The 19363-nt window shown below is 58.4% G+C and carries 16 protein-coding genes, 1 tRNA gene and 1 pseudogene; 16 read left to right on the top strand and 2 right to left on the bottom strand.

Features of this window, described 5'->3' with window-relative positions; genetic code table 11:
• The 12 genes and pseudogenes from FHT93_RS35290 to rpoC all read left to right on the top strand — a co-directional run.
• Positions 1-94: pseudogene (locus FHT93_RS35290) on the top strand (elongation factor Tu); the annotation flags it as partial.
• Positions 95-297: 203 nt separating this feature from the next.
• Positions 298-432: a hypothetical protein gene (locus FHT93_RS35980; protein WP_281413488.1), complete on the top strand. Its 135-nt coding sequence runs from the start codon at positions 298-300 to the stop codon at positions 430-432.
• A 171-nt stretch (positions 433-603) separates the two neighbouring features.
• On the top strand, positions 604-1497 hold the full coding sequence (locus FHT93_RS35295) for an NAD(P)-dependent oxidoreductase (RefSeq protein ID WP_113017322.1): 894 nt from the start codon (positions 604-606) through the stop codon (positions 1495-1497).
• Between the two features lie 214 nt (positions 1498-1711).
• Positions 1712-1787, top strand: a tRNA-Trp gene (locus FHT93_RS35300).
• Positions 1788-1978: 191 nt separating this feature from the next.
• Complete coding sequence (secE, locus tag FHT93_RS35305) at positions 1979-2179, top strand: preprotein translocase subunit SecE (protein WP_007817110.1); 201 nt, start codon at positions 1979-1981, stop codon at positions 2177-2179.
• Between the two features lie 17 nt (positions 2180-2196).
• On the top strand, positions 2197-2727 hold the full coding sequence (gene nusG / locus FHT93_RS35310) for a transcription termination/antitermination protein NusG (RefSeq protein ID WP_112547866.1): 531 nt from the start codon (positions 2197-2199) through the stop codon (positions 2725-2727).
• A 176-nt stretch (positions 2728-2903) separates the two neighbouring features.
• Positions 2904-3335, top strand: coding sequence for a 50S ribosomal protein L11 (gene rplK, locus FHT93_RS35315; RefSeq protein ID WP_112547865.1), 432 nt, complete (start codon positions 2904-2906; stop codon positions 3333-3335).
• 4 nt (positions 3336-3339) lie between these two features.
• The gene (gene rplA / locus FHT93_RS35320) at positions 3340-4044 is read left to right on the top strand and encodes a 50S ribosomal protein L1 (RefSeq protein WP_112547864.1); all 705 of its coding nucleotides are present in this window, start codon (positions 3340-3342) and stop codon (positions 4042-4044) included.
• 329 nt (positions 4045-4373) lie between these two features.
• The gene (rplJ, locus tag FHT93_RS35325) at positions 4374-4892 is read left to right on the top strand and encodes a 50S ribosomal protein L10 (RefSeq protein WP_112547863.1); all 519 of its coding nucleotides are present in this window, start codon (positions 4374-4376) and stop codon (positions 4890-4892) included.
• A 57-nt stretch (positions 4893-4949) separates the two neighbouring features.
• Entirely contained in the window at positions 4950-5330 is a 381-nt protein-coding gene (gene rplL, locus FHT93_RS35330; protein ID WP_009994538.1) for a 50S ribosomal protein L7/L12, read from the top strand.
• A gap of 259 nt (positions 5331-5589) precedes the next feature.
• On the top strand, positions 5590-9732 hold the full coding sequence (rpoB, locus tag FHT93_RS35335) for a DNA-directed RNA polymerase subunit beta (protein ID WP_112547862.1): 4143 nt from the start codon (positions 5590-5592) through the stop codon (positions 9730-9732).
• A gap of 188 nt (positions 9733-9920) precedes the next feature.
• Entirely contained in the window at positions 9921-14132 is a 4212-nt protein-coding gene (rpoC, locus tag FHT93_RS35340) for a DNA-directed RNA polymerase subunit beta' (protein WP_112547861.1), read from the top strand.
• Positions 14133-14276: 144 nt separating this feature from the next.
• Here the strand turns inward: rpoC and FHT93_RS35345 are convergent, their stop codons facing one another.
• Together FHT93_RS35345 and FHT93_RS35350 are read right to left on the bottom strand one after the other, a co-directional pair.
• Entirely contained in the window at positions 14277-14987 is a 711-nt protein-coding gene (locus tag FHT93_RS35345) for a phosphatase PAP2 family protein (RefSeq protein ID WP_113117994.1), read from the bottom strand.
• A 349-nt stretch (positions 14988-15336) separates the two neighbouring features.
• On the bottom strand, positions 15337-15630 hold the full coding sequence (locus FHT93_RS35350; protein ID WP_112547859.1) for a transcriptional regulator: 294 nt from the start codon (positions 15628-15630) through the stop codon (positions 15337-15339).
• A gap of 495 nt (positions 15631-16125) precedes the next feature.
• Between FHT93_RS35350 and rpsL the strand changes: the two genes are divergently transcribed.
• The 4 genes from rpsL to FHT93_RS35370 form a co-directional block, all read left to right on the top strand.
• Entirely contained in the window at positions 16126-16497 is a 372-nt protein-coding gene (gene rpsL / locus FHT93_RS35355) for a 30S ribosomal protein S12 (RefSeq protein ID WP_003547537.1), read from the top strand.
• A 107-nt stretch (positions 16498-16604) separates the two neighbouring features.
• Entirely contained in the window at positions 16605-17075 is a 471-nt protein-coding gene (gene rpsG / locus FHT93_RS35360; protein ID WP_007817128.1) for a 30S ribosomal protein S7, read from the top strand.
• A gap of 29 nt (positions 17076-17104) precedes the next feature.
• On the top strand, positions 17105-19204 hold the full coding sequence (gene fusA / locus FHT93_RS35365) for an elongation factor G (RefSeq protein ID WP_112547858.1): 2100 nt from the start codon (positions 17105-17107) through the stop codon (positions 19202-19204).
• A 66-nt stretch (positions 19205-19270) separates the two neighbouring features.
• On the top strand, positions 19271-19363 hold a 93-nt coding region (locus FHT93_RS35370), incomplete at its 3' end, for a GTP-binding protein (RefSeq protein WP_018010120.1).

Here is a 19363-nt window from a genome sequence, read left to right on the forward strand (position 1 = left end):
CGTTCCGATCGCGATGGAAGAAAAGCTTCGCTTCGCTATCCGCGAAGGCGGCCGCACCGTCGGTGCAGGCATCGTTGCTTCCATCATCGAGTAATCGGAATTATCCCCGATTTTAGGAAAAACCCCGCTGGAAACGGCGGGGTTTTTTCGTTTTCCGGCATGCGGAAACGCTCATGAGATGTTGTAAAAATATCGTTAAGATGTCCCATAACAGTATTTTGTTCATCTAGCGTTCAGAAAGCGTTTTGCGTTCCGGCATTTTTAGTCCAGACTCCTCATTGTAGAGAGGAGAGTAGGATGATTCACAAGGCTACATTCGTTGCGACGATTTTCGCGATGTATGTTTTCACGATGTTTTTCATCGCTGCAATTCCGCAGGAAGTTGTTCAGGCAGCTGGCGTGCAGATAGACGAAATAAGCGTCGTTAAATAGTTGCGTAGCGAGCCGCCGGAGCGTCCGGCGGTGATTGAAATGGCAGGGCAGGCGCTTCCAGTTGGAAGCCCCTGGCCAGAGTAGGTTTGAACCTGCTGACGAGACGCTCGCTTGCTCTTCGCGCGGAAGAGTTTATCTATGCCTCCGATTTCATGACGCGGAGGATATTCCATGAAAAAGCGCATTCTCTTCACCGGCGGTTCGGGCAAGGCGGGACGTCATGCCGTGCCGTGGCTCGTCAATGCCGGATATGAGGTTCATAACGTCGATCTCGTGCCGCTCGAAAGCCCGGGTGTCACCAATCTCACTGCCGACATCACCGACAGTGGCCAGATGTTCAACGTGCTTTCCATGCACCGGGATTTTCCGGATCTGGACGCGGGCAAGGGTGTTCAGCCTTTCGACGCCGTTGTGCATTTCGCGGCAGTGCCGCGCATCCTTATCAAGCCTGATAACGAGACCTTCCGCATTAACACGATGGGCACTTATAATGTCATCGAGGCGGCCGTGAAGCTCGGTATCCGGAAGATCATCGTCGCATCGAGTGAGACGACCTACGGCGTCTGCTTCGCCGAAGGTCATCGCGATTTCCACCAGTTCCCGTTGGATGAGGACTATGATGTCAATCCGATGGATTCCTACGGCCTTTCCAAGGTCCTGAATGAGAAGACCGCTCGTGCTTTTGCTGAGCGGTCCGGCTTCGATATTTACGCGTTGCGCATCGGCAACGTCATCGAGCCGCATGAATACGAGAGGTTTCCGACCTATTTCGCCAATCCGGAAACGCGCAAGCGCATCGCCTGGAGCTATATCGATGCGCGAGATCTCGGACAGATCGTCCACCGCTGCATTGAGAAGGATGGATTGGGCTTCCAGGTCTTCAATGCCGCCAACGACACGGTCTCGGCCAATACGCCGTCTCGAGAGCTCGCCAAGCGATTCTACCCGAATGTGCCGTTCACCCGTGAGATCGGCGAATATGAGGGCTTGCTTTCCAACCGGAAGATTCGCGAAGTGCTCGGCTTCAAGGAAGAACACGACTGGCGGAAATACGTGAAAGTGTGAGTTTCACTGCAGAAAGTCACGCGGCCGGACGCGTTCGATTTCGCGTCCGGTCGTCAAATGTGCTGCTGCAGGGGACTTCTTTCGATTGCCTGCGGAGAATGATCCCGAAAATCGAAAATCGCTCTTGCATATCCCGAGCCGCCGCCTTAAAGGGAGCGCCATGCTTTTCACCGGCTCATGATCGCAAGGTCAACAGGCTGAATGCAAAGCGTAAAGGGGTATAGCTCAGTTGGTAGAGCGGCGGTCTCCAAAACCGCAGGTCGGGGGTTCGAGCCCCTCTGCCCCTGCCATTTTCCTTGAACGGACAGCGCGGACGTCTCGCAGCGTTCCGGCGAGGATTGAGCATATGGCGACAAATTTCGTTAAACATCAGTTTCCCTCTTGTGTATCGGGAAATCGATGTTTATTTAGGGTTCAACAGACACGCGGTGCGTGGGGCTGATAGTTTCAGCTTTACGCGCCGTAATTGCGTGGGCAGTCGATGGCATCCAAATCCAATCCATTCGCGTTTCTGCAGCAGGTTCGCACGGAGACGTCTAAAGTTACATGGCCGTCGCGCCGCGAGACGATGATCTCGACGGTTATGGTGCTGTTTATGGTTGTTTTTGCTGCGCTGTTTTTCTTTGCCGCGGACCAGCTGATTGGCTGGGCGCTGAGCTTCGTGCTCAATACCGGCAACTGATACGGGTGGAGATGAAAATGGCGGCACGTTGGTACATCGTCCACGCATATTCCAATTTTGAAAAGAAGGTGGCTGAGGACATCGAGAACAAGGCTCGCCAGAAGGGGCTTGAGCACCTGTTCGAGAAGATTCTCGTGCCGACCGAAAAGGTGGTGGAAGTGCGTCGCGGCCGCAAGGTCGATTCCGAGCGCAAGTTCTTCCCGGGCTATGTCATGGTTCGCGCCAACCTGACGGATGAGGCCTATCACCTGATCAAGAATACGCCGAAGGTCACGGGCTTCCTTGGCTCTGACAACAAGCCGGTTCCGATTCCGGATTCTGAGGCCGATCGCATCCTCGGTCAGGTTCAGGAAGGTGTCGAACGGCCGAAGGCTTCCGTTACCTTCGAGATCGGCGAGCAGGTTCGTGTATCCGACGGTCCGTTCGCCTCGTTCAACGGGACGGTTCAGGATGTGGACGAAGAGCGTTCGCGCCTGAAGGTGGAAGTGTCGATCTTCGGTCGCGCGACCCCGGTCGAACTGGAATACGCTCAGGTCGAGAAGGTCTGATTTTTTGGGATCGAGGCTCAGTCGCTTGCGGCTGATCCTCGTGCGGCAAATGCCGCATCGCGTGGAAGGTGAGGGGTCTTAGCCGGGCCTCAAGGATCCGAACCACGCAACCGCAGCCGCCGGAGCGATCCGGCATCAGGGCCGGGTGACCGGCCATCAGTGAAAGGCAGAGAGATATGGCTAAGAAAGTTGCAGGCCAGCTCAAGCTGCAGGTCAAGGCAGGATCGGCAAACCCGTCCCCGCCAATCGGCCCGGCACTTGGTCAGCGTGGCATTAACATCATGGAATTCTGCAAGTCGTTCAACGCGGCTACGCAGGAAATGGAAAAGGGTATGCCGATCCCGGTCGTCATCACCTATTACCAGGACAAGTCCTTCACCTTCGTCATGAAGCAGCCGCCGGTCAGCTACTGGCTGAAGAAGGAAGCGAAGATCCAGTCCGGTTCCAAGACCCCGGGCAAGGGCGCAAAGGCTGGTACCCTCACCAAGGCTCAGATCAAGACGATCGCCGAAGCCAAGATGAAGGACTTGAATGCAGCAGATATCGAAGGTGCAATGGCGATGATCGAGGGCTCTGCCCGCGCCATGGGCCTGGAAGTGGTGGGTTAAGACCATGGCAGGCAAGCGCACTCAGAAGATCAACGAAGGTGTTGATCCCACCAAGCTCTACGCTCTGACGACCGCCATCGGCATGGTCAAGGAACGTGCTGTCGCAAAGTTCGATGAAACCATCGAAGTTTCGATGAACCTCGGCGTTGACCCGCGTCACGCAGACCAGATGGTCCGCGGCGTCGTCAACCTGCCGAACGGCACCGGCCGTACGGTTCGCGTCGCTGTTTTTGCTCGCGGCGTCAAGGCTGATGAAGCCAAGGCTGCCGGCGCAGACGTCGTTGGCGCAGAAGAGCTCGTTGAAATCGTCCAGGGCGGCAAGATCGATTTCGATCGTTGCATCGCAACCCCGGACATGATGCCGCTCGTCGGCCGCCTCGGTAAGGTTCTCGGCCCGCGTGGCATGATGCCGAACCCGAAGGTTGGCACGGTTACGATGGATGTCGCTGGTGCCGTCAAGGCTTCCAAGGGCGGCGCTGTCGAGTTCCGCGTCGAGAAGGCTGGTATCGTTCACGCCGGCATCGGCAAGGCATCTTTCGATGCCAAGGCTCTGGAAGAAAACATCCGTGCCTTCGCTGACGCCGTCATCAAGGCAAAGCCGGCTGGCGCCAAGGGCAACTACGTCAAGCGCGTAGCGCTCTCCTCGACCATGGGTCCGGGCGTCAAGATCGAAGTTGGCTCGGTCACCGCAGCGGTTACCGCTGCTTAAGTTTCATCGGGCTTCGGCCTGATAACAAGAATTCCGGCCTCGTAAAGGGGCCGGAATATTCCGGAGAAATCCGGAATCCTGTCCGAGATTGCAGGTGGTTTTCCCTTAATCACTGTTGCCTGCATGAGACGGGTAAGACCCGAATTGCATGAAGTTATGCTTCTAGGAAATCGGTTCGAGCCTTGGATGCCTTGTGCCTCTTTTGCCTTTACTGGCGCGGAGCGCGAGGGGACAGGATCCTCAAGCGTCGCTTGGGATCTATTCTGATCCCAGGAGGCAAAGGCAACCCGGTGGGGCCGTTCAACGGTCCCGCCAACTGGAGATAGGCAGTGGAAAGAGCGGAAAAGCGCGAATTCGTCACGGAACTGAACGATGTCTTCAAGGCATCGGGCTCGGTTGTCGTGGCCCACTATGCTGGTGCTACAGTCGCACAGATGAACGATTTTCGTTCGAAGATGCGCGCTGCTGGCGGCACCGTCAAAGTCGCGAAGAACCGCCTGGCCAAAATTGCCCTTCAGGGTACGGAAGCGGAAGGGATCTCCGATCTCTTCAAAGGTCAGACCCTCATTGCTTACAGCAATGATCCGATCACCGCTCCGAAGGTCGTCATGGATTTCGCCAAGACCAACGACAAGATCGTTGTTCTCGGTGGCGCCATGGGAACAACCACGCTCAATGCTGAAGCTGTCAAGTCGCTTGCGACCCTGCCTTCGCTCGATGAGCTGCGTGCGAAGCTGCTGGGCATGATCCAGACACCGGCTACCCGCATCGCTGGGGTTGTTGCAGCACCGGCAAGCCAGCTTGCCCGCGTGTTCGCGGCCTACGCCAAGAAGGACGAAGCCGCTTAAGGCGGTTTTTCGCTGTACAAACTCAACAGTTCGAACCGAACAAAAGGAACTAGAAAAATGGCTGATCTCGCAAAGATCGTTGATGACCTCTCCTCGCTGACCGTCCTGGAAGCCGCTGAGCTTTCCAAGCTGCTCGAAGAAAAGTGGGGCGTTTCCGCCGCTGCTCCGGTAGCTGTTGCTGCCGCTGCTGGTGGTGCAGGTGCTGCTGCTCCGGTCGAAGAAGAAAAGACCGAGTTCGACGTCATCCTCACGGATGCCGGCGCCAACAAGATCAACGTCATCAAGGAAGTCCGCGCCATCACCGGTCTCGGCCTCAAGGAAGCCAAGGACCTCGTCGAAGGCGCTCCGAAGGCTGTCAAGGAAGGCGTTTCCAAGGCTGAAGCTGCTGACATCAAGAAGAAGCTTGAAGACGCTGGCGCAAAGGCTGACGTCAAGTAATCTTGGACTGCTTTTGGGAGGCGGTGTTTGCCGTCTCCCATTTGCCGTTTTTTTGAACGAATTACCCAAAAGCCGCGTGAAAACGGCTTTTGGGTAATGGGTTCTTCAAGAGCATGGTCTCGAACCGAGGCACCAAGGCAATCCGGCCTGGCTGTTTCGGGAGGTGGGACGAGGTTGAACTACTCATTGGTTGACGGGATCGACTGGCCATCGGTTCCCGTCCGTTGCAGGCCCGGATGCAATTTTTGAAGGAGCGACGATGGCTCAGACCCTTTCGTTCAATGGTCGCAGGCGCGTACGCAAGTTTTTTGGTAAAATCCCCGAAGTCGCAGAAATGCCGAACCTCATCGAGGTTCAGAAGGCGTCCTACGACCAGTTTCTGATGGTTGAAGAGCCCAAGGGCGGTCGTCCCGACGAAGGCCTCCAGGCTGTCTTCAAGTCTGTTTTCCCGATCACCGATTTCTCCGGCGCTTCCATGCTGGAGTTCGTGTCCTATGAATTCGAGCCGCCGAAGTTCGACGTCGATGAATGCCGCCAGCGCGACCTGACCTATGCTGCGCCGCTGAAGGTTACTCTCCGTCTCATCGTGTTCGATATTGACGAGGATACGGGCGCGAAGTCGATCAAGGACATCAAGGAACAGTCCGTATACATGGGCGACATGCCGCTCATGACGAACAACGGTACGTTCATCGTGAACGGCACCGAACGCGTGATCGTGTCCCAGATGCACCGCTCGCCGGGCGTCTTCTTCGACCACGACAAGGGCAAGAGCCATTCTTCCGGCAAGCTGCTCTTTGCTGCCCGCGTCATTCCGTATCGCGGTTCCTGGCTCGATATCGAATTCGACGCCAAGGACATCGTCTATGCCCGTATCGACCGTCGCCGCAAGATTCCGGTGACGTCGTTGCTGATGGCCCTCGGCATGGACGGCGAGGAAATCCTCGACACCTTCTACACGAAGTCGCTCTACAAGCGCGACGGCGAAGGCTGGCGCATTCCCTTCAAGCCGGAAACGCTGAAGGGTGCAAAGGCGATCACCGAGATGGTCGACGCCGATACCGGCGAAGTCGTCGTCGAAGCCGGCAAGAAGCTGACCCCGCGTTTGCTCCGCCAGCTCTCCGACAAGGGCCTCAAGGCTCTGAAGGCGACTGACGACGACCTCTATGGCAACTACCTTGCCGAAGACATCGTCAATTACTCGACGGGTGAGATCTATCTCGAAGCCGGCGACGAAATCGACGAGAAGACGCTTGGCATCATCCTCGCCAACCACTTCGACGAGATCCCGGTTCTCGGCATCGACCACATCAATGTCGGCGCCTATATCCGCAACACGCTGACCGCAGACAAGAACGAGAACCGTCAGGACGCTCTGTTCGACATCTACCGCGTCATGCGTCCGGGTGAGCCGCCGACCATGGATTCGGCCGAAGCCATGTTCAACTCGCTGTTCTTCGATGCGGAGCGTTATGATCTCTCCGCCGTCGGCCGCGTGAAGATGAACATGCGTCTTGACCTTAGCGTCGAAGACACCGTTCGCATCCTGCGCAAGGACGACATCCTGGCCGTGGTCAAGATGCTTGTCGAACTGCGCGACGGCAAGGGCGAGATCGACGACATCGACAACCTCGGCAACCGCCGCGTCCGCTCGGTCGGCGAGCTGATGGAGAACCAGTACCGTCTCGGCCTGCTTCGCATGGAGCGCGCGATCAAAGAACGCATGTCCTCGATCGAAATCGACACGGTCATGCCGCAGGATCTGATCAACGCCAAGCCGGCTGCTGCTGCCGTCCGCGAATTCTTCGGTTCCTCGCAGCTCTCGCAGTTCATGGACCAGGTCAACCCGCTCTCGGAAATCACCCACAAGCGCCGCCTCTCGGCTCTTGGCCCGGGCGGTCTGACCCGCGAGCGCGCCGGCTTCGAAGTCCGCGACGTTCATCCGACGCACTACGGCCGCATTTGCCCGATCGAAACGCCGGAAGGCCCGAACATCGGTCTCATCAACTCGCTGGCGACCTTTGCGCGCGTCAACAAGTACGGTTTCATCGAAAGCCCGTACCGTCGTATCGTTGATGGCAAGGTCACGACCGATGTACTTTACCTCTCCGCCATGGAAGAGGCGAAGTACTACGTTGCCCAGGCCAACGCCGAACTGACGTCGGACGGTTCCTTCGTCGACGAATTCGTCGTCTGCCGTCACGCTGGCGAAGTTATGCTTGCCCCGCGCGACAGCATGAACCTGATGGACGTTTCGCCGAAGCAGGTCGTTTCGGTCGCAGCCGCTCTCATTCCGTTCCTGGAAAACGACGACGCCAACCGCGCTCTCATGGGCTCGAACATGCAGCGTCAGGCCGTTCCGCTTCTGCGCGCTGAAGCGCCGTTCGTCGGTACCGGCATGGAACCGGTCGTCGCCCGCGACTCCGGTGCTGCCATCGGCGCACGCCGCGGCGGTGTGGTCGACCAGGTCGACGCGACGCGTATCGTTATCCGCGCCACGGAAGACCTCGAGGCCGGCAAGTCCGGCGTCGATATCTACCGCCTGCAGAAGTTCCAGCGTTCGAACCAGAACACCTGCGTCAACCAGCGCCCGCTGGTCACCGTCGGTGACGAGGTCAACCGCGGCGACATTCTCGCCGACGGTCCGTCGACGGATCTGGGCGATCTGGCTCTCGGCCGCAACGCGCTCGTCGCGTTCATGCCCTGGAATGGCTACAACTACGAAGACTCGATCCTGCTCTCCGAGCGTATCGTTGCCGACGACGTGTTCACCTCCATCCACATCGAAGAATTCGAAGTGATGGCGCGTGACACCAAGCTTGGTCCGGAAGAAATCACGCGCGATATCCCGAACGTTTCGGAAGAAGCGCTGAAGAACCTCGACGAAGCCGGTATCGTCTACATCGGTGCCGAAGTTCAGCCGGGCGATATCCTCGTCGGCAAGATCACGCCGAAGGGCGAAAGCCCGATGACGCCGGAAGAAAAGCTCCTGCGCGCCATCTTCGGTGAAAAGGCATCCGACGTGCGCGACACGTCCATGCGCATGCCGCCCGGCACCTACGGCACGATCGTCGAAGTGCGCGTCTTCAATCGCCACGGCGTTGAGAAGGACGAGCGCGCGATGGCAATCGAGCGCGAAGAGATCGAGCGTCTGGCAAAGGACCGCGACGACGAGCAGGCGATCCTCGACCGTAACGTCTACGGCCGTCTGATCGACATGCTGCGCGGTCAGTCCTCCATTGCAGGCCCGAAGGGCTTCAAGAAGGGCACCGAGCTGTCAAACGCCGTCGTCTCCGAATATCCCCGCTCGCAGTGGTGGATGTTCGCCGTCGAGGACGAAAAGGTCCAGAGCGAACTCGAAGCACTCCGTGGCCAGTACGACGAATCCAAGTCGCGCCTTGAACAGCGCTTCATGGACAAGGTCGAAAAGGTCCAGCGCGGCGACGAAATGCCTCCGGGTGTCATGAAGATGGTCAAGGTCTTCGTCGCTGTGAAGCGCAAGATCCAGCCGGGCGACAAGATGGCGGGCCGCCACGGCAACAAGGGTGTCGTTTCGCGCATCGTGCCTGTCGAAGACATGCCGTTCCTCGAAGACGGTACGCATGTCGACGTCGTTCTGAACCCGCTCGGCGTGCCTTCGCGCATGAACGTCGGCCAGATTCTCGAGACGCACCTTGGCTGGGCTTGCGCCGGCATGGGTCGTCAGATTGGCGAGATGCTGGAGGCCTACAAGGCCGGCGGTAACATCGAGCCGCTTCGCAAGACGATCGGCGACGTTGTCGGTGATGGTCCGAAGGCCGAACAGGTCAAGGATTTCGACGATGAATCGGTCCTGCGTCTGGCCGACCAGTGGAAGCGTGGCGTTTCCATCGCGACCCCGGTCTTCGACGGTGCGAACGAAGAGAACGTCAATGAGATGCTGCGTCTGGCAGGTCTCAAGGATACTGGTCAGTCGACGCTGTACGACGGTCGTACCGGCGAGCAGTTCGACCGCCAGGTTACGGTTGGCTACATCTACATGCTGAAGCTCAACCACCTGGTCGACGACAAGATCCATGCTCGTTCGATTGGTCCGTACTCGCTCGTCACCCAGCAGCCGCTGGGCGGTAAGGCGCAGTTCGGTGGCCAGCGCTTCGGCGAAATGGAAGTCTGGGCGCTCGAAGCTTACGGCGCAGCCTATACGCTGCAGGAAATGCTGACGGTGAAGTCGGACGACGTTGCCGGCCGCACCAAGGTCTACGAAGCGATCGTCCGTGGCGACGACACCTTCGAGGCCGGCATTCCGGAAAGCTTCAACGTTCTCGTCAAGGAAATGCGCTCGCTGGGTCTCTCGGTCGAGCTCGAAAATTCCAAGGTCGAGGACCTGCAGGGCGCAAGCCAGCTGCCGGATGCTGCCGAGTAACCACTTGATAGGGTGTGCGCCTTAATAGGGCGCACACCGTTCCCGCCGTGGCCCCGTAACGTGTTGGCCGGGCAGGGACGCTTTCGCCGCATTTTGCGGTTATTGTCGTTTAAGCGATGGCGCGGCTCCCGGGAATTTGCCGCCAACCTCGCAAGCTAAGGGCGCTTTCGCCCATGAAGGAGACAGGCATGAACCAAGAGGTCATGAATCTTTTCAATCCGCAGGTGCCTGCACAGAATTTCGATTCAATCCGGATTTCGATCGCCTCTCCGGAGAAGATTCTTTCCTGGTCCTACGGTGAGATCAAGAAGCCGGAAACCATCAACTACCGCACGTTCAAGCCGGAACGCGACGGGCTCTTCTGCGCGCGCATTTTCGGGCCGATCAAGGACTACGAATGCCTGTGCGGCAAGTACAAGCGCATGAAGTACAAGGGCATCATCTGCGAAAAGTGCGGCGTCGAAGTCACGCTGTCGCGCGTTCGCCGTGAGCGCATGGGCCATATCGAGCTCGCCGCTCCCGTTGCCCATATCTGGTTCCTGAAGTCGCTGCCGAGCCGCATTTCCACGCTGCTCGACATGACGCTGAAGGATGTCGAGCGCGTTCTCTACTTCGAAAACTACATCGTCACCGAGCCGGGTCTTACTGCCCTGAAGGAGCATCAGCTTCTTTCGGAAGAAGAATACATGCTCGCCGTCGACGAATACGGTGAAGACCAGTTCACGGCCATGATCGGTGCTGAAGCTATCTATGAGATGCTGGCATCGATGAACCTCGAAAAGATCGCTGGCGATCTGCGCTCCGAGCTTGCCGACACCACGTCGGATCTCAAGCAGAAGAAGCTGATGAAGCGCCTGAAGATCGTCGAGAACTTCATGGAATCCGGCAACCGTCCGGAATGGATGATCATGAAGGTCGTTCCGGTCATCCCGCCGGATCTGCGCCCGCTGGTTCCGCTCGATGGCGGCCGTTTCGCGACGTCGGATCTGAACGATCTGTACCGCCGCGTCATCAACCGTAACAACCGTCTGAAGCGCCTGATCGAACTGCGCGCTCCGGGCATCATCATCCGCAACGAAAAGCGCATGCTGCAGGAATCTGTCGATGCGCTCTTCGATAACGGCCGCCGTGGCCGCGTCATCACCGGCGCCAACAAGCGTCCGCTGAAGTCGCTGTCCGACATGCTCAAGGGCAAGCAGGGCCGCTTCCGTCAGAACCTGCTCGGCAAGCGCGTCGACTATTCCGGCCGTTCGGTCATCGTGACCGGTCCGGAACTGAAGCTGCACCAGTGCGGTCTTCCGAAGAAGATGGCGCTCGAGCTCTTCAAGCCGTTCATCTACGCCCGCCTCGACGCCAAGGGTTATTCCTCGACCGTCAAGCAGGCCAAGAAGCTGGTCGAAAAGGAAAAGCCGGAAGTCTGGGATATCCTCGACGAGGTCATCCGCGAGCATCCGGTTCTGCTGAACCGCGCACCGACGCTCCACCGCCTGGGTATCCAGGCCTTCGAACCTACGCTGGTCGAAGGCAAGGCCATCCAGCTGCACCCGCTCGTCTGCACGGCCTTCAACGCCGACTTCGACGGTGACCAGATGGCCGTTCACGTGCCGCTGTCGCTCGAAGCCCAGCTCGAAGCCCGCGTTCTGATGATGTCGACGAACAACATCCTGCATCCGGCAAACGGTGCACCGATCATCGTTCCGTCGCAGGACATGGTTCTCGGCCTCTACTACCTGTCGATCATGAACCAGAACGAGCCGGGCGAAGGCATGGCCTTCTCCGATCTCGGCGAGCTGCACCACGCCCTCGAGACCAAGGTCGTGACTCTGCACACCAAGATCCGCGGCCGCTTCAAGTCGATCGGCGAGGACGGCAAGCCCTACTCGAAGATCTATGAAACGACGCCGGGCCGCCTGCTCATCGGTGAACTCCTGCCGAAGAACGGCAAGGTGACCTTTGATATCTGCAACCAGGAAATGACCAAGAAGAACATCTCCAGGATGATCGACGCGGTCTACCGTCATTGCGGCCAGAAGGACACGGTCATCTTCTGTGACCGCATCATGCAGCTCGGCTTCAGCCACGCCTGCCGCGCCGGCATTTCGTTCGGCAAGGACGACATGGTCATCCCGGACACCAAGGCCAAGATTGTTAACGACACCGAAAACCTGGTGAAGGAATACGAGCAGCAGTACAACGACGGTCTCATTACCCAGGGCGAAAAGTACAACAAGGTTGTCGACGCCTGGGGTAAGGCTACCGAAAAGGTCGCCGAAGAGATGATGGCCCGCATTAAGGCTGTCGAGTTCGATCCGGCGACCGGTCGTCAGAAGCCGATGAACTCGATCTACATGATGTCACACTCGGGCGCCCGCGGTTCTCCGAACCAGATGCGTCAGTTGGGCGGCATGCGCGGCCTCATGGCCAAGCCGTCGGGTGAAATCATCGAGACGCCGATCATCTCGAACTTCAAGGAAGGCCTGACCGTCAACGAGTACTTCAACTCGACGCACGGTGCCCGTAAGGGTCTGGCAGACACCGCCTTGAAGACCGCAAACTCCGGTTACCTGACCCGCCGTCTCGTCGACGTCGCGCAGGATTGCATCGTCACGCACGTCGATTGCGGTACCGAAACGGGCCTCACCATGACCGCCATCGTCGATGCCGGTCAGGTCGTTGCTTCGCTCGGCGCCCGCATCCTCGGCCGTACGGCTCTCGATCACATCGACCATCCGATCACCGGCGAGCGCATCGTCGATGCCGGCAAGATGATCCTCGAGCCTGATGTCGTCGAGATCGAGAAGGCTGGTATCCAGTCGATCCGCATCCGTTCGGCCCTGACTTGCGAAATCCAGACGGGCGTTTGCTCTGTTTGCTACGGCCGCGACCTTGCTCGCGGTACGCCTGTCAACATGGGCGAAGCCGTCGGCGTCATCGCTGCTCAGTCGATCGGTGAACCGGGCACGCAGCTCACCATGCGTACGTTCCACCTTGGTGGCACGGCAACCGTGGTCGACCAGTCGTTCCTGGAAGCTTCGTACGAAGGTACGGTGCAGATCAAGAACCGCAACATCCTGCGCAACTCCGATGGCAATCTAGTTGCCATGGGCCGCAACATGACCGTTCAGATCCTGGACGAGCGTGGCGTGGAACGCTCCTCGCAGCGTGTTGCCTACGGTTCGAAGCTGCATGTCGACGAAGGCGACAAGGTCAAGCGTGGTCAGCGTCTGGCAGAGTGGGACCCCTACACCCGTCCGATGATGACGGAAGTGGCCGGTACCGTTCAGTTCGAAGACGTCGTCGATGGTCTCTCTGTTCTCGAAGCGACCGACGAATCCACCGGTATCACCAAGCGTCAGGTTATCGACTGGCGTTCGACCCCGCGTGGTTCGGACCTGAAGCCGGCCATCGTCATCAAGGATGCCAGCGGCAATGTCGCAAAGCTCTCCCGTGGTGGCGAAGCCCGCTTCCTGCTTTCGGTCGACGCGATCCTGTCGGTCGAGCCGGGCACGAAGGTCTCCCAGGGTGACGTTCTTGCTCGTTCGCCGCTGGAAAGCGCCAAGACCAAGGACATCACCGGTGGTCTGCCGCGTGTCGCAGAACTGTTCGAAGCCCGTCGTCCGAAGGATCACGCCATCATCGCTGAGATCGATGGTACGATCCGCCTCGGCCGCGACTACAAGAACAAGCGTCGCGTCATCATCGAGCCGGCAGAAGACGGTGTCGAGCCTGTCGAATACCTGATCCCGAAGGGCAAGCCCTTCCACCTTCAGGAAGGCGACTATATCGAAAAGGGTGACTACATCCTCGACGGTAACCCGGCTCCGCACGACATCCTGGCGATCAAGGGCGTGGAAGCCTTGGCTTCCTACCTCGTCAACGAGATCCAGGAAGTCTATCGTCTGCAGGGCGTTGTCATCAACGACAAGCATATCGAAGTGATTGTCCGTCAGATGCTGCAGAAGGTGGAAATCACCGATGCAGGCGACTCGACCTATATCGTCGGCGACAACGTCGACCGTATCGAGCTCGAGGACGTCAACGACCAGCTCATCGAGGAAGGCAAGAAGCCTGCCAGCGGCGATCCGGTTCTGCTCGGCATCACCAAGGCATCGCTGCAGACCCCGTCCTTCATCTCGGCCGCGTCCTTCCAGGAAACGACCAAGGTGCTGACGGAAGCTGCGATCGCCGGCAAGACCGACGGCCTCCAGGGTCTGAAGGAAAACGTCATCGTCGGCCGCCTGATCCCGGCCGGTACCGGTGGCACCATGACCCAGATCCGCCGCATCGCGACGGCTCGCGACGACCTGATCCTGGAAGAGCGCCGCAAGGGCACCGGGGCAGGGGTGGCAACGCCGATGCTGCAGGACCTCGCGAACGAAAGCGCTCCTGCTGCCGAGTAATCGGCGGTCCAGCATATCTGACATTCAAAACCGCCCGGAGAAATCCGGGCGGTTTTACTTTGTCGGAAAGGTTGCTGGGGGCATGGAGCATGGAAAAGGCCGCCGAACGTCATCGGCGGCCTCTCGGTAGTGATTGAACGAGGCTTAGAGGCCGAGCGCGCTGCGCAGCTCGGTCTTGGCCGCTTCATATTCGGCCTTGTAGTCGTCGTGCTGCATGATCGTCTGGGCGATCACGATGCCGGAAATCCGGCCGGCTTCGATATCGGTCGGGTAATGGATGCCGCCGACGACGCGGTTCCAGCCATACTCCCAGGCACGGGCCATGATCGCATCCTTCTTTTCCGGAACCATGTCGGAGAGCACGACACCCATCAGCGTGCCGACTGTGGTGTGGCCGGACGGATAGGAGCCGGACTTGGAAAGCGGAACGACCGGCTTGACGAGTTCAGGATAGAGCAGGTGCGGACGCGTGCGCTTCCACACATCCTTGGCCGGATCGACGACAGCGGCTTCAGTTTCGACGACGCGGTCGAAGAAAGCGGAGAACTTCGGCAGGTTTTCCTTGGTGAACTTCGGATTGTTGATCACGTCGGAATAGCGCCAGACATTTTCTTCGGCGTCGGCAACGGCGCGATCGACCATTTCGGGCGTGCGGGTGACCTGGATGGTCAGGACCTCACCGATCTCGGCCTTGGTCTTGGCCGAGTCATTGGCCGGCGGCGGCGGCAGCAGGTCGAGGAGATTGACTTCCTTGGCATCGGTGAAAGGCTTTGCCTTGTCTTCGGCAAAAACCGGCGATGCGATCGTGACAGCAAACGCAAGGCCGAGCGCGACGAATTTCGAGATATTCCGCATGGTAACTCCTTTGGGGCAATGATTACAATCAGGCTCTAGCCAATGATTGTTTTGTTCGCGTGACACTTCGCATGGCCTCTGCGACGTCGGCTGGCCGAGAGATGGATTGTCAGCGACCACCTCAAATGGAAGTCGATATCTACGGTTGCCGGAAAATGCCCGAACGCGGACAGAGCGCTGCGGCGGTGTATATTTTGAGGTGCGCAGAAGGATGGATGTTGAACTTGTTGGGCCGGTGGCGAAGGTATCGCAGGAGCCCGCCACGCTCATTGATATCGGCCAGCGGAAAGGCGAGGGCGGGAGGATTAGGCCCGCGCCGGCGCGCAGGCTCTATTCTTTATATATGGGCTTAGCTGAAGCGGATGATCGAAACTTCGCCGTCCAGGGCACCCTGATAGGCAGAAGCATGCGGCTCTTCGGAGGGGACTTCGGTCAGCATGCCGATCTGGTCGAGATCGGCCTCGATGAAGCCTTCCTCGGCGAGCGCGTTCAGAGCCTCGCGCACGGCGCTATCGTCATCGGCGGCCTTCAGCATGACGTGCAGGTCTACGCCCTCGCTCGTGTCGGATTCGTAGCCCTTGCCGATGATGATGAAGATCATCGGTCCGTCGAAATTGTTGTCGTTATCCGGTGTACCGATCATCTTTTGTCCTTCGGCTCTCTAAGAATCGCAATATGCAGGTCCCATATAAGGGCTTGATGTCTGCAAATATTGATTCCTATCTGTTTTTGCGGCAATGCCCAAGTTTATCTTGGGTGACATCCTTAATCGACCTGAAGACCCTCGAAACAGGGCGTTTACCGGGCTTTTCAAGCCATTGAGCCGGAGATTATTTCTTAACCGGCCTTGACGAACTGGGTGGAAACCAGTAGTACGCCCGCCATCAGATCCAATGTGAGGTTTGGCTGTTCGGGGCGACGCGCTCTGAAGATCGCCTCAAACAAGGTTCTAAACGCACGTTGAAGTCATGATGCTGCACGCATGACGCATCTTTTTTGCGTCCTCTGCTCTATGTGGTCCATCTGCGGAAGCGGATCGGGCCATATTTTGCGCATTGAGGGAAATATGTGTGGCAATGCCGGAAACGGCGAAGTTCGAGCCCGTAAGGGTACTGAGACAAACGTAAGGGATGGTTGAATGCCTACCGTAAACCAGCTGATCCGCAAGCCTCGCCAGGCGAACGTAAAGCGTAACAAGGTTCCCGCTCTTCAGGAGAACCCGCAGAAGCGCGGCGTTTGCACCCGCGTCTACACCACGACGCCGAAGAAGCCGAACTCGGCTCTGCGTAAGGTTGCAAAGATCCGCCTCACCAACGGCTTCGAAGTCATTGGTTACATCCCCGGTGAAGGTCATAACCTTCAGGAACACTCTGTCGTCATGATCCGTGGCGGCCGCGTAAAGGACCTTCCGGGTGTCCGTTATCACATCATCCGCGGCGTTCTCGATACCCAGGGTGTCAAGAACCGCAAGCAGCGCCGTTCCAAGTACGGTGCGAAGCGTCCGAAGTAATTTCGCCCCGGGCGATACCGCCCGGAAAGGCTTGAAAGTGAAATCCCCGGCGCTGCGCGAAGTCCTCCGCGTGGTAGAGCGCCTTAACAGTTAAAGAGACGAGAAGTATGTCCAGACGCCATAAAGCAGAAAAGCGCGAGATCAATCCGGACCCGAAGTTCGGTGACCTCGTTGTTACGAAGTTCATGAATGCCATCATGCTGGACGGCAAGAAGTCCGTCGCCGAAAGCATCGTCTATGGCGCGTTTGACTCCGTACAGGGCAAGTCGAAGCAGGAGCCGCTGACGGTTTTCCATTCCGCGCTCGACAACATTGCTCCGCACGTTGAAGTCCGTTCGCGCCGCGTCGGTGGTGCGACCTACCAGGTTCCGGTCGATGTTCGTCCGGAGCGCCGCCAGGCTCTTGCTATCCGCTGGCTGATCGCTGCTGCTCGCAAGCGCAACGAGACCACCATGATCGATCGTCTTTCGGGCGAACTTCTCGACGCATCCAACAACCGCGGTTCCGCGGTCAAGAAGCGCGAAGACACGCACAAGATGGCTGATGCCAACCGCGCGTTCTCGCATTATCGCTGGTAATCCCGAACGATATCGAAAGGCAGTCCATAATGGCTCGCGAATATAAGATCGAAGACTACCGCAATTTCGGTATCATGGCGCACATCGACGCCGGCAAGACCACGACCACCGAGCGTATCCTCTATTACACCGGCAAGTCGCACAAGATCGGTGAAGTCCACGATGGCGCAGCCACGATGGACTGGATGGAGCAGGAGCAGGAGCGCGGCATCACGATCACCTCCGCCGCGACCACGACCTTCTGGAAGGGTCGTGACGGCAAGATGCGCCGCTTCAACATCATCGACACCCCCGGCCACGTCGACTTCACCATTGAAGTCGAGCGTTCGCTGCGCGTTCTCGACGGCGCCATTGCGCTGCTCGACGCCAACGCCGGTGTTGAGCCGCAGACGGAAACCGTCTGGCGTCAGGCCGAGAAGTACAACGTTCCGCGCATGATCTTCTGCAACAAGATGGACAAGACCGGCGCGGACTTCTACCGCTCGGTCGAGATGATCAAGACCCGTCTGGGTGCGATCGCTGTCGTCATGCAGCTGCCGATCGGCGCTGAAAGCGACTTCAAGGGCGTTATCGACCTGGTCGAGATGAACGCTCTCATCTGGCGCGACGAATCGCTCGGCGCCCAGTGGGACGTCGTTGAGATCCCGGAAGACATGAAGGCCAAGGCTGAAGAATATCGCGAAAAGCTGATCGAGACCGTTGTCGAGATCGACGAAGCCGCGATGGAAGCCTACCTCGAAGGCAACATGCCCGACAACGACAAGATCCGCGAACTCGTTCGTCGCGGCACGATCGACGTCAAGTTCCACCCGATGTTCTGCGGCACTGCCTTCAAGAATAAGGGCGTTCAGCCGCTTCTCGACGCCGTTGTCGACTACCTGCCGTCGCCGCTCGACATTCCTGCGATCAAGGGCATTGACTTCAAGACGGAAGCCGAGATCGAGCGTCATGCAGACGATGCCGAGCCGCTTTCCATGCTCGCGTTCAAGATCATGAACGACCCCTTCGTCGGTTCGCTCACCTTCGCTCGCATCTATTCCGGCAAGCTCGAAAAGGGTTCGTCGGTCATGAACACGGTCAAGGACAAGCGCGAGCGCGTCGGCCGCATGCTGCAGATGCACTCCAACTCGCGTGAAGACATCGAAGAAGCCTTTGCCGGCGACATCGTTGCTCTCGCAGGTCTCAAGGAAACGACGACTGGCGATACGCTCTGCGACCCGCTGAAGCCGGTTATCCTCGAGCGCATGGAGTTCCCGGAGCCGGTCATCCAGATCGCTATCGAGCCGAAGTCCAAGGGCGACCAGGAAAAGATGGGCCTCGCGCTCAACCGTCTGGCTGCAGAAGATCCGTCGTTCCGGGTGAAGACGGACCAGGAATCCGGTCAGACGATCATTGCCGGCATGGGCGAACTGCATCTCGACATCATCGTCGACCGCATGCGCCGTGAGTTCAAGGTTGAAGCAAACGTCGGCGCGCCGCAGGTTGCTTACCGCGAAACCATCACGCGCCAGCACGAAGAAGATTACACGCACAAGAAGCAGTCCGGTGGTACCGGCCAGTTCGCGCGCGTCAAGATCGTCTTCGAACCGAACCCGGACGGCGAAGACTTCAAGTTCGAATCCAAGATCGTCGGCGGTGCTGTTCCGAAGGAATACATCCCGGGCGTTCAGAAGGGTATCGAAAGCGTTCTGTCTTCCGGCCCGCTGGCTGGCTTCCCGATGCTGGGCGTCAAGGCGACCCTCATCGATGGCGCCTTCCACGACGTTGACTCCTCGGTTCTGGCGTTCGAAATCGCTTCCCGCGCTTGCTTCCGTGAAGCAGCAAAGAAGGCTGGCGCTCAGCTCCTCGAGCCGATGATGAAGGTCGAAGTTGTTACCCCGGAAGATTACGTCGGCGACGTTATCGGCGACCTCAACTCCCGCCGTGGTCAGATCCAGGGTCAGGAAAGCCGCGGTGTGGCCGTTGTCATCAACGCCAACGTCCCGCTGGCCAACATGTTCAAGTACGTCGATAACCTGCGCTCCATGTCGCAGGGCCGTGCTCAGTACACGATGACCTTCGATCACTACTCGCCGGTCCCGTCGAACGTCGCAACCGAAATCCAGGCAAAGTATTCCGGTCAGAAGTGACCGGAATACCAATTGACCGATAACAAGAATTAGCGCCCCTCGGGGCCAAAGAATGGAGAGCCGAAAATGGCAAAGAGTAAGTTTGAGCGCAACAAGCCGCACGTCAACATTGGCACGATCGGCCACGTTGACCACGGCAAGACGTCTCTGACGGCAGCG

The sequence above is a fragment of the Rhizobium sp. BK379 genome, from assembly GCF_014193955.1.
GTDB lineage: Bacteria > Pseudomonadota > Alphaproteobacteria > Rhizobiales > Rhizobiaceae > Rhizobium.